Below are 10,177 nucleotides of genomic sequence, written 5' to 3' on the forward strand. Positions count from 1 at the left end.
ACCCGCGAACGGGGCAATCGGCAAGTCCCCCGTCAGGGCAAAAATCAGCCGCTGAAAACCTTGTCCTGCAAGCGTTCCAGCACGGGTTCCGCGAGGCAGTCGAAATCCGGCGGGCCCATATTGGTGACGATGATATCGGCGAGGGGTTTCTGCGGCTCGACATGCAGGGTGTGCATCGGCTCGACGATGGTCTCGAACTGGAGCCTGACCGATTCCGGGGTCCGGCCCCGTTCGGCGACGTCGCGCTTGAGGCGGCGCTCGAAACGGACCGGCCTGGTGGCCGACACGTAGACGATCAGGTCGAACAAGGCCGCCAGCTCCGGCGTCGCCACCGCGTGCAGGCCCTCGACAATGATCAGGGGTGCCGGCTCGCAATGCCGGGTCTGCGCCATCCGGCCATGGGTCGCAAAATCATATTGCGGAATATCGACGCCCTGCCCGGCCTTGAGGGCCTTGAGGTGGCGGACCAGCAAGGCGTGGTCCTTGGACGCGGGTTCGTCGAAATTGAAGGTGTCCGGATCGAAATCCGCCAGCAAGGTGGCGTCGAGATAATAGTCATCCTCCTTGATGACATAGGCTCCCGGCACGTGTTCGGCGATGGCGTAGGCAAGCCGCGTCTTGCCGGAGGCCGAACCACCGACAATCGCCACCAGCGTCACCTTGGACGGGGCTGCGTCCGCCTCGCTCAAACCTTGCGTCCTTGCTCGGCGCCATCGTCCTCCACACCCGGATCGTCCGGCATGCGCGGCTGGGTATCGGCGAAGCTGGCCGCCCGCTGACCAACCGTCCGGGAGGGTTTGGGGGCGTCCAGAAGCGCCGTTTCGGGTACCGCACCGGCGACGCGCTCGAAGCGGTCATAGCGCGGATGGGTCAGCCGGTTCTCGTCGCCATAGACATAGACCATGTGCTTCCAGTCGTCCGGCGTATAGGCAAACAGGCGCCCGTCCGGGTCGATATCCGACCAGTCCGCATCGGCACCGGCATGGGAGGCGCGGGTCATCCAGCGGCGGGCCAGTTCGTCCTTGCCATCGAGACGCGCCAGACGCGCGGCCAGGGCGCACAGCCGCGATGAGGGAGCGCCGCCGTCGAGCATCGGGTCGAGCAGCTTGCGGGCTTCCGGCGCATCGCCCTCCTCCAGGGCGGTCTGGATCAGGATGAGCCGGCTTTCGCGGTGTTCCGGATTGAGCGCTGCGAGGGCCTTGAGGCGCTCCATGCGCTTGGCCTTGGTGTCGGATTTGCGCAGATCCTGGAAGGCGCGGGCAAGTGCCGGGTGGGGTGCGGCGGCCCAAGCATCCTCGAGGACCTCGGCGGCGCGCTTGTGGCGACGGGCATCGGCCAGCAGGCGCGCGGCCAGGGCGGCTGCCGGGGCAAAGCCGGGGGCTGCGCGATGGGCGGTCACGGCCAGCTCGCGCGCAGTCTCGGCATCGGTCGGCTCGACGTCCAGTGCGGCAGCCGTCAGCAGGACGGCGCGGCGACGCCGGGCGGTGTCGGGCGCGAGCTGTTTGCGACGCTCACCCTCATTGAGCGTGGCGACGGCATCGCGCCAGCGTGCCTTGGCAACCTGGGCGTCAAACAGCGAGTCGAAGGCCCAGCGGGCCCCCTTGGCATTCTGGAAGGCGTCCGAGGCGTGGTCGATCGTGGCCGTGTGATCGCCGCGATCGATGGCCAGCTGGGCGAGGCCGCGACGGGCGACGATATGGGTGCGCTGGTCTTGCAGCAGCGCTTCGTAATGGCTCTGGGCGCCATCCAGATTGCCCGCGGCCTCGGCAGCGCGTGCGGCCAGCAGATGGGACAGGGCCGGACGATCCAGCAGCGCGTCAGCACGGGCGGCCTGGCGCACGGCGGCTTCACCATCACCGGCAGCGGAGGCGATCAGGGCTTTCTCCAGCGCGTCATAGCCTTGCTCGCGACGGCGCCGGCCCATGAAACCCTTCACCTTGTCCGGTGAGGTCCACAACAGGTAAATCGCCCACCACAGGACCAGCATCAGAAAGGCGAACAGGATCACCCCGCCTGCCGCGACAACAAAGGGCATCTCGGTCTGGACGCCGAGGAATTCAAAGCTGGCGCGGCCGGGATTGAGCGCGAGAAACGCCCCCAGGGCCGCGGTCAGCAGCGCGAAGGTGACGGCGAGGATCAGGCGGATCATGTCGGGTCGCTTCCCTGCTCGGCGGCCGTTGCCGCGAGGGCGTCACGCAGTGATTGCAGGCGTTGGTCGAGGTCGAGCCGGGCGCGGGCCTGGATCAGCCAGTCGCGCACGGATTCCAGGGCCTCGCCTTCGAGGCGCTCGGCAATCGTCACGGCGCCGACCAGGTCGTTTTCGGCCAGCCTGCGTTCCGCCAGGGCGGTCATCGCCAGCGGTCCGCTCTCGCTGTCACTGCCATCGGTCCGACGCACTTCGATCAGCCCGAAGAAGACGCGGCCCGGCCCGGCGGCCGCACGAATTTCGGCGCCCGGGAAGGTGTCGGCCAGTTCACCGACCGTGGGAACGCCGGCGCGGGAATAATCCGCCATGGCGGCGAGATCGGTATTGCCCCGCCATAGCCGCGACAGTGCCGCCCGTTCCGCTTCGAAGCCGTCGCCGGTCCGGGCAATTTCCCGCAGCGCAGTGAGCGCCAGCGCCCGGGCCGCCAGCTGGCGTGAGGCCTGACCGGTATCGGCCGGTGTCGTCGAGGCTGTTTCGGCAGCCGTCTCGGCACTTGATTGCGCGCTCTGGGCCAGACCGCGCACGGCATCCAGATCGCTTTGCAGCGTGGCAATCTCGGCTGACAGGCGGGTCAGCTCCGGCGTGTTGTCCTGTAATGTCGGAAGGGCGTCGACGGAGGTTTCGATTGCCGCGATCCGGTCGGTCATGGCCTGCAGGATCTGCGGATCCAGAGCGGGCGCGCTTGTCGACTGGCTGGCGTCGAGGGCTTGCTGGGCCCGCGCGTCTGTCAGGCTCTGCGCGGTTTCCACGGCCGCGAGCCGGTTTTCAAGCGCGCTCGGATCAAAGGCCGGGCCGGCCGGCGTTTCCGGGGCGGGCGCAGATTCCAAGGTGGCGAGGCGGGCCTCGATGGCGGACAGGTCGACCGCTTCGGCCGGTGTTTCGGGTGCGGGGCGGGTTTCGAGCGCCTCGATACGGGCGGCGAGCGCGGCCACGTCGTCGTCAAGGCCGAGGATCGGGTCCTCGCCCTCCAGCGCGGCCAGCCGGGTTTCAATCCCGGTCAGCTCACTGGTCAGGGCGGCCCGCCCCGCGGCGGCGCCGGCATCAGGTCCAGCGTCGGCCGGGTAGTAGCGCGCGGCGCCAAAGCCGATCGCGCCACCGGCAGTCGTGGCCAGCAGGAAGACGAGAAAATGCCCGAACACGCTCCCGCCACGCTTGGTCGCAGGGCGAGCCGCTGCACGGCTGTCGTCAGCCGGCTCGAACTCGGCATCGACCGGTTCGGGATCGAGTGTGTCGTTGGAATTAGCCATGACGGCCCATGATTCGCGCGAAGATGCGCCAGCTTAGGACGCGTGGCCTGTCGAGGCCAGTTCCGATGAATCATCCAGCAGTGCCAGAAGCGCCTCTTCATTCGGAGCCGCAGCCACGACCAGCGCGCCAAAACCCGCCCTTTCGAGCGGCGCCAGCGCGTTGGCGGAAATGCCCAGCGCCGTGACTGAGCCCAGCCAGTGGTGGAGGCCGAATTTGCGGAGCAGGTCGAGGAAGGTCTTGGCACCGCGGGCCGAGTGGATCAGCACCGAAACCGGGGCACCGGAGATGATCGCAGCAATCGCTTCCTCGCCCAGCGCGTCAACGGCGACGGCACCATAGCCGATCGCGTCACGGACCTTGAACCCGTCGGGTTTGAGCGCGCCGGACAGGTCGCCGGAAACATGGATGCCGCGGACATGCAGGAGCGAGCCCTTCTCCGGTTTGAGCTTGCGGCGGATGAGCCTGGCCAGCGAGTCCACATTGCCCTCGGCCGAATAGACCTTCTTGAAGCCGATATCACGCGCCGCCTGGGCTGTCGCATCGGCCACGGCATAAACCGGCAGGTCACGTTCGGGGCGACGCGGCCCCCAGGCCCTGACGCCGTTTGCCGAGGTAAAGATCAGCGCCTGGACACCGTCGAGGCTGGTTTCGATGCGGGCCCGGAAATTGATGTCGAGGACGGGCGAAATGATCGGGTCGATGCCCATGCGCCGGAGACCCGATGCGGTCCGTTCCGCGCCAGGCCAGCCTCGCGTGACGAGAACCGTCATGCGCCCACCAGGGCGGCCGCAAGACCGTCGTCACCGGCGGCCCGGCGCACCGCCTGTCCGAGGGCTTGCCCGGCCTGCCGGGCGCTATGTGTGTCCGCGGTCGTCATGTCGAATCGGATCTGCTCTCGCCAGCACTGCTTGCCATCAGGAGTCAAAACTTCCCCGATGAAGTCCATGGATACGTTATTCAGATGGGCCGCAATCGGCGTTCGGCAAGAGCCGTCAAGCTCGGCGAGGAAGGCCCGCTCCGCCGTCACCGCGAGCTCAGTGGGTCGGTGATGCAGGCCGGCCAGATAGTCCGCAGCCAGCCCGTCGCCGTCGCGGATGGCGACACCGACCGCGCCCTGCGCGGCGGCCGGCAGCATCTCGCCGGTCTGCAGCGGATCGCGCTGCGCCTCGTCACGGCCCAGCCGGTTGAGGCCGGCGCGGGCGAGGAAAGTGGCATAGATCGGCCCCTCGGCCAGCTTGCCCAGCCGGGTATCGACATTGCCGCGCAGTGGAATGACGGTGAGATCGGGGCGTTTGTGCAGCAATTGCGCCTGGCGACGCAGGCTGGCCGTGCCGATGGTGACGCCCGCCGGCAGGTCGGCCAGGCGGGTCTCGCCGCCGCGGGCAATCAGCATGTCGCGCGGATCCTCGCGTTCCAGCAGGGCACCCAGCACCAGCCCGTCGGGCAGGGTGGTCGGGACATCCTTCATCGAGTGCACCGCGAAGGCGGCGCGCCCGACCAGCTGGGCCTCGTCGATCTCCTTGGTGAAGAGGCCCTTGCCGCCAGCCTCGATCAGCGTGCGATCCTGGATCCGGTCACCGGTCGAAACCAGGCCGAGAATCGGGAAGTGGGCGTCGATTGCCGCGCCTGTCAGCCGGCATTGCGCGGCCAGTCGGGCTTGCACGTCGCGAGCCTGAACCAGGGCCAACGGTGAGCGGCGGGTCGCGATGGCGAGAGGTTTTGACGGCGGCTTCACGTTGCAATCATCCCGGTCTTGGGGCTAGTGGACAGCCATGGACTTAGCGCCCCCCTCGCCCCAAGCGCAAGCGCGCACACTGACCGTGCTCGGACTGGAATCCAGCTGCGATGAGACCGCAGCGGCGATTCTGCGCCGTGCGCCCGACGGTGCCGTCACCGTGCTGGCCGATTGTGTGCTCGGGCAGACCGAGGCGCATGCGCCGTTCGGCGGTGTCGTGCCGGAGATTGCTGCCCGCGCCCATGCCGAAGCAATGGACGGTCTGGTGGTCCTGGCGCTCGAAGCGGCCGGCCTTGCCGTCTCTGACCTCGACGGTATCGCCGCGACCTCGGGGCCGGGACTGATCGGCGGTGTGATGGCGGCACTGATGACGGCCAAGGGGCTGGCGCTTGGCTCCGGCAAGCCGCTGATTGCGGTCAACCATCTCGAGGGGCATGCCCTGTCGCCGCGGATCTCGGCGCCACTGGCCTTTCCCTATCTGCTCTTGCTGGTTTCCGGCGGTCACACCCAATTGCTGATCGCCGAGGAGGTTGGCGTCTATCACCGGCTGGGCTCGACGCTGGACGATGCCGCCGGTGAAGCCTTCGACAAGACCGCCAAGGTCATGGGGCTGGGCTTTCCCGGTGGGCCGGCGCTCGAGCGCTGTGCCGAGAACGGCGATGCCGAGCGCTTTGACCTGCCCATGCCGCTGAAGGGCAAGCCCGGATGTGATTTCTCCTTTGCCGGGCTCAAGACCGCCGCGCGCCAGATCTGGGACGGGCTCGAGGCCCCGACCGAGCAGGACAAGGCCGACCTCGCCGCCAGCGTGCAGGCGGCGATCGCCGCGGCGCTGGCCCGTCGGACACGGCGGGCGCTGGCGATCTTTGCCGAGCGTTACCCGGCGACCGCACGCCCCATGCCGCTGGTCGTGGCGGGCGGTGTGGCCGCCAACAAGGCGGTGCGGGCCGCGCTCGAGGGCGAGGCCGGGGCGGCCGGTTTCCGGCTGATCGCCCCGCCGATGAAATGGTGTACCGACAATGCTGCGATGATCGCACTGGTCGGACTGGAAAAGCTGGCCCGCGGCCAGATTGACGGGCTGGATGCCCCGGCCCGGGCGCGCTGGCCGCTGGACGCGGCATCGGCGCAATCGGACCCGGCCATCGGCTCCGGACGGAAAGGACCCAAGGCATGAGTGAGTATCAGAGCATTGGCGTGATCGGCGCCGGCGCCTGGGGTACGGCCCTGGCACAGACCGCCGCCAAGGCGGGGCGCGATGTTACGCTGTGGGCATTCGAGCCGGATGTCACCGATGCGATCAATAGCCGTCACGAGAATGCGGTCTACCTGCCGGGTTTGGCCCTGGATCCGGGGATTGAGGCGACCACCTCGATCTCCGACCTCGATGCCTGCGACGCCGTCTTGGCGGTCGCCCCGGCCCAGCATCTGCGCCGGGTCCTGGAAGGCTTCCTGCCCTATGCCCGGCCCCGCCTGCCAATCGTGCTGTGTGCCAAGGGGATCGAACAATCCTCCCTGTCCTTGATGACCCAGGTGCTCGCCGAGACCATCCCGGCCGCAGTGCCGGCGGTCTTGTCCGGACCAAGCTTTGCCATCGACACCGCCCAGGGCCTGCCGACCGCGGTCACGCTGGCCTGCGCCGACGAGCGTGTCGGCAATGCGTTGATCGAGGCGCTGGGGACCAGTCGTTTCCGGCCCTATCTGGCGACCGATCTGATCGGCGCCGAAATCGGCGGCGCGGTGAAGAATGTGCTGGCGATCGGCTGCGGGATTTCCGAGGGCAAGGGGCTCGGCAAGTCAGCTCATGCGGCCCTGATTTCGCGCGGCTTTGCCGAGATGACCCGTCTGGCCCTGGCGCTCGGCGCTCAGCGCGAGACGCTTGGTGGCCTGTGTGGTCTGGGTGATCTGGTGCTGACCTGTTCCTCACCGCAATCGCGCAACATGTCGTGCGGGCTGGAACTGGGCCGCGGCGCGACGCTGGAGGCCATCATGGCCAGCCGCCGGGCCGTGACCGAAGGCGTGGCCAGCGCTCCGGCGGTCGTCGAACTGGCGCGCCGCAATGGCGTCGAAATGCCAATCTGCGAAGCGGTCAACGATATTCTCGCCGGACGGGCCAGCGTCGACGACGCGATCGAGACCCTGCTCGCCCGTCCCTTCACGCTGGAGACCGCCTGATGCTCTTTCTGGTTCACACCCATGACAGACCGGGCGCCCTCGACGTCCGGATGGCCAATCGCGAGGCCCATGTCGCCTGGCTGAACGCGGCGGGAACGAGCGTGAAGGCGGCCGGACCTTGGCTCAACGAGGCTGGCGAGATGGCCGGCTCGCTGCTGATCATCGAGGCGGCGGACCGGGCCGCCCTGGATGTGTGGCTGGTGACCGATCCCTATCAGGTCGCTGGCCTGTTCGAGCGGGTCGAGGTAGCGCCCTATCGCTGGGTCATCAATCCCCCGGCCGAGCCCCGCTGATGCGCCCGAAACCGACCGCCGGCACGGTTCTCGCGCGTCTCGACGACTTGCCCGATCCCGGCGCCCGGGCCTCGGCCTGGGAGGGCGGTGCTGTCGTGCTGATCCGCCGGGGTGAGACCGTCACGGCCTTTTCCAATCTCTGTCCGCATGCCGGGCTCCCGCTTTGTCTGCCTGACGGTCGCGGCCTGCTTCACAAGGGCAAGGCGCTGGTCTGTCCGGTCCATGGTGCCAGTTTCGATGTGGCGAGCGGCGATTGCACCGGTGGCCCGGCGGCCGGCGATCACCTCACCGCCATCCCGGTCGAGATTGTCGGCGCCGAGGTGCGGGCCCTGTGACGGGCAATCTCCTCGCCGACCTGCCGGATGCCAGCCGCGCCGAGATCACGGACATCCTCGCGACGGGACGCGATCTGCGGATCGAGCGGATCGTCTCGCGTGGCCAAGGCTCTCCGCCGGGCTTCTGGTACGACCAGGACGAGCAGGAATGGGTGGCGGTACTGGCCGGGTCGGCCGTGCTGATCCTGCGGATGCCGGATGAGCGACTGACGCTGGGGCCGGGTGACCATGCTCTGATCCCGGCCCATCGGCCGCATCGCATCGAGACGACCGCCCCCGATACCGAGACGGTCTGGCTGGCCGTCTTTTTTCGCGACTAGTCTGCGGACGGTACCGGCAGGGTTGTAACGGCGTCCACCAGGGCCCGGCCGGTCGCCTCATCCCGCACCACCGTGCAGAAGGTCCCGTCCGTCGTGCGATGATAAATCACTGCGTCCGTGCTGTGGTCATGCTGTCGGCCGGCGGCGCTGTAGAAGGCGGCATTGGCCGCATCGAGCGCCGTTTTGGTCACCGTGTCCATGCCCGAAATCGACAGGGCGAGATCGCCGGTCTCGTCGCCAAGCGACCAGGAGACGCGGGTCAGGCCGGCCGGACCGGTTTCCAGAAGCGTCTGGCCCCTCTCAAGCAGGACCGACGGCGTCTCGGCAAAGCAGGCCTGTGAGGTCGCCAGATTGTCTTCGCTGAAGCCGGTATTGACGGTCGAGGCCTGCTCGGACGAACAGGCGGCCAGAAGGGCAAGGGCGGGCAGGCTGATCCACGCTTTCATTTCGACGCACTCCGTACCGACGCGACACGGCTGGCGTATAGCGAGCGCAACGGTCGCGGTGAAATGAATGTTTTGTGTCGCGCACGGTCGCGCTTTGACACGCCTTTGGCTCCGCACGCTGACGCGCCGGAGGTGGGAGGGAGCGGGATGCCGGCCGGAGCCGATAAAGCGCTGGATTGATAAGGGTAGCTTCGACAAGCATCCCGTCCGCGGAGTTTTCCCGGACGCTCTCGCCCCCGATTCCAACGCGACAGGTAGATGGGGTCGGTCGTTTAGTGCCCCGCGACCATGTCGCACGCCCTGCCGGAGTATCGGGATGTCACCCCCGTACGCGGACAGGCTCCGCACGCTTCCGGGCACAAGTGACTGAGCTCGCGCCTCCCGTCCCGAAAACCGAGGGCAGTGTCTCATGGTGTCGAGGGGGTGCGGATAAGTTTCTGCCGGCCAGACGCTTTCCCTCTCCCTTGGGAGAGGGTCAGGGTGAGGGGTAAAGCCTTGTATCTCCCCGAGAATCCCCCTCATCCGCCCCTCCGGGGCACCTTCTCCCAAGGGAGAAGGAAGGGCTCTGAGCCGGGGGATAAGATCGCGATCCGGCCTGCCCGGGCGGATGTCGTGCCAGGCAGGCTCTAGCCGGTCGCCTGCGCGATCGGTTTAACATCGAAGAAGCTGCACGCCTCCGCGATCAGTGCCTGCTTGGCGAAGCTGACGATCTCAGCGCCCTTTTCCGGTGTCGCCTGCGACGGGTCGGAACCAATACGGCCATCGGGGAAGCGTTTGCGGTAGTCTGCGGCGTCGCTGAAGCCACCGACCGGCGCGATCTTGGGGCTCATCTCGACATGCTTGATGGCGTGCGGGTGGGCGTAATAGGTAACCGAGACTTCCGAGGCGGTCGCATGCATGCCCTCGCCAACCGGGAAAAGCTTGCGGCAGGTCTCCATGACGCCCGGCAACTCCCACCAGTTGCGCTGCATCAGCTTGACCGGACAGGGCGTCGCGTCGAGCGAGAAATTGGCATAATACTCGGCGAAGGCGGCGTTGATTGTGGTGATATTGCCGCCATGGCCATTGAAGAAATAGATCTTGTCGAAGCCGTGCCGGGTCAGGCTCTCGATCCAGTCATTGAGCGCGGCGATCATGGTCGAGGGACGCAGGGTCATGGAGCCGGCGAAACCGAGATGGTGCTGGGCGATGCCGACATTGAAGGTCGGGCCGACCAGAAGACCGGCCTCTTGACCGGCTTCGGCGGCAATCATTTCGGGGCAGATCGCATCGGTGCCCACCAGGCCGTTCGGGCCGTGCTGTTCGGTCGAACCGATGGGGATGATGATCCCCTTGGATCGCGTGAGATAGGCCTCGACTTCGGGCCAGGACGCATGGTGCAACAGCATGGGGCTCGTCTCCGGAACAGCGTGTCCGGGGAGCTAA

12 protein-coding genes are annotated in these 10,177 nt (G+C 67.6%); 5 read left to right on the plus strand and 7 right to left on the minus strand.

Annotated elements, in window-relative coordinates; translation table 11 throughout:
* Positions 1–44 precede the first annotated feature (44 nt).
* From udk to hemC, 5 genes are read right to left on the minus strand one after another with little or no spacing between them, the layout of a single operon-like run.
* Positions 45–689 carry a uridine kinase gene (gene udk, locus AAA969_RS00405; protein WP_338242395.1) on the minus strand — a complete coding sequence of 215 codons (645 nt, stop codon included), beginning with the start codon at positions 687–689 and terminating at the stop codon, positions 45–47.
* Positions 686–2,149 carry a heme biosynthesis protein HemY gene (locus tag AAA969_RS00410; RefSeq protein WP_338242397.1) on the minus strand — a complete coding sequence of 488 codons (1,464 nt, stop codon included), beginning with the start codon at positions 2,147–2,149 and terminating at the stop codon, positions 686–688. The genes udk and AAA969_RS00410 overlap by 4 nt, the downstream gene beginning before the upstream one ends.
* Positions 2,146–3,453, minus strand: coding sequence for a hypothetical protein (locus AAA969_RS00415; RefSeq protein ID WP_338242399.1), 1,308 nt, complete (start codon positions 3,451–3,453; stop codon positions 2,146–2,148). Before AAA969_RS00415 ends, AAA969_RS00410 begins: the two co-directional genes overlap by 4 nt.
* Before the next feature lie 33 nt (positions 3,454–3,486).
* The gene (locus AAA969_RS00420; protein ID WP_338242400.1) at positions 3,487–4,224 is read right to left on the minus strand and encodes a uroporphyrinogen-III synthase; all 738 of its coding nucleotides are present in this window, start codon (positions 4,222–4,224) and stop codon (positions 3,487–3,489) included.
* Positions 4,221–5,189 (minus strand): hydroxymethylbilane synthase, encoded by a 969-nt coding sequence (hemC, locus tag AAA969_RS00425; RefSeq protein WP_338242402.1) that lies wholly within the window; start codon positions 5,187–5,189, stop codon positions 4,221–4,223. The genes AAA969_RS00420 and hemC overlap by 4 nt, the downstream gene beginning before the upstream one ends.
* 37 nt (positions 5,190–5,226) lie before the next feature.
* Here hemC and tsaD point away from each other — a divergent pair, with 37 nt between their 5' ends.
* Genes tsaD through AAA969_RS00450 form a run of 5 tightly spaced genes read left to right on the plus strand, consistent with a single transcriptional unit; the run spans position 5,227 to position 8,306 of the window.
* Positions 5,227–6,360 carry a tRNA (adenosine(37)-N6)-threonylcarbamoyltransferase complex transferase subunit TsaD gene (tsaD, locus tag AAA969_RS00430; protein ID WP_338242404.1) on the plus strand — a complete coding sequence of 378 codons (1,134 nt, stop codon included), beginning with the start codon at positions 5,227–5,229 and terminating at the stop codon, positions 6,358–6,360.
* Positions 6,357–7,358 (plus strand): NAD(P)H-dependent glycerol-3-phosphate dehydrogenase, encoded by a 1,002-nt coding sequence (locus AAA969_RS00435; protein WP_338242407.1) that lies wholly within the window; start codon positions 6,357–6,359, stop codon positions 7,356–7,358. The genes tsaD and AAA969_RS00435 overlap by 4 nt, the downstream gene beginning before the upstream one ends.
* Complete coding sequence (locus AAA969_RS00440; RefSeq protein WP_338242408.1) at positions 7,358–7,651, plus strand: YciI family protein; 294 nt, start codon at positions 7,358–7,360, stop codon at positions 7,649–7,651. The genes AAA969_RS00435 and AAA969_RS00440 overlap by 1 nt, the downstream gene beginning before the upstream one ends.
* Entirely contained in the window at positions 7,651–7,986 is a 336-nt protein-coding gene (locus AAA969_RS00445; RefSeq protein WP_338242411.1) for a Rieske (2Fe-2S) protein, read from the plus strand. Before AAA969_RS00440 ends, AAA969_RS00445 begins: the two co-directional genes overlap by 1 nt.
* Entirely contained in the window at positions 7,983–8,306 is a 324-nt protein-coding gene (locus AAA969_RS00450) for a cupin domain-containing protein (protein WP_338242413.1), read from the plus strand. The genes AAA969_RS00445 and AAA969_RS00450 overlap by 4 nt, the downstream gene beginning before the upstream one ends.
* Here the strand turns inward: AAA969_RS00450 and AAA969_RS00455 are convergent.
* Together AAA969_RS00455 and AAA969_RS00460 are read right to left on the minus strand one after the other, a co-directional pair.
* Positions 8,303–8,752: a hypothetical protein gene (locus AAA969_RS00455; protein ID WP_338242416.1), complete on the minus strand. Its 450-nt coding sequence runs from the start codon at positions 8,750–8,752 to the stop codon at positions 8,303–8,305. The genes AAA969_RS00450 and AAA969_RS00455 overlap by 4 nt on opposite strands.
* A 626-nt stretch (positions 8,753–9,378) precedes the next feature.
* The gene (locus AAA969_RS00460; protein WP_338242418.1) at positions 9,379–10,140 is read right to left on the minus strand and encodes a creatininase family protein; all 762 of its coding nucleotides are present in this window, start codon (positions 10,138–10,140) and stop codon (positions 9,379–9,381) included.
* Between the last annotated feature and the right edge of the window lie 37 nt (positions 10,141–10,177).

The organism is Maricaulis maris (assembly GCF_036322705.1).
Taxonomy (GTDB): Bacteria; Pseudomonadota; Alphaproteobacteria; order Caulobacterales; family Maricaulaceae; genus Maricaulis; species Maricaulis maris_B.

Coding starts and splice junctions, on each gene's coding strand:
- tsaD (WP_338242404.1), top strand. CDS start 5,227: ATGGACTTAGCGCCCCCCTCGCCCCAAGCGCAAGCGCGCACACTGACC.
- AAA969_RS00460 (WP_338242418.1), bottom strand. CDS start 10,140: ATGCTGTTGCACCATGCGTCCTGGCCCGAAGTCGAGGCCTATCTCACG.
- AAA969_RS00435 (WP_338242407.1), top strand. CDS start 6,357: ATGAGTGAGTATCAGAGCATTGGCGTGATCGGCGCCGGCGCCTGGGGT.
- AAA969_RS00455 (WP_338242416.1), bottom strand. CDS start 8,752: ATGAAAGCGTGGATCAGCCTGCCCGCCCTTGCCCTTCTGGCCGCCTGT.
- AAA969_RS00445 (WP_338242411.1), top strand. CDS start 7,651: ATGCGCCCGAAACCGACCGCCGGCACGGTTCTCGCGCGTCTCGACGAC.
- AAA969_RS00420 (WP_338242400.1), bottom strand. CDS start 4,224: ATGACGGTTCTCGTCACGCGAGGCTGGCCTGGCGCGGAACGGACCGCA.
- AAA969_RS00440 (WP_338242408.1), top strand. CDS start 7,358: ATGCTCTTTCTGGTTCACACCCATGACAGACCGGGCGCCCTCGACGTC.
- AAA969_RS00415 (WP_338242399.1), bottom strand. CDS start 3,453: ATGGCTAATTCCAACGACACACTCGATCCCGAACCGGTCGATGCCGAG.
- AAA969_RS00410 (WP_338242397.1), bottom strand. CDS start 2,149: ATGATCCGCCTGATCCTCGCCGTCACCTTCGCGCTGCTGACCGCGGCC.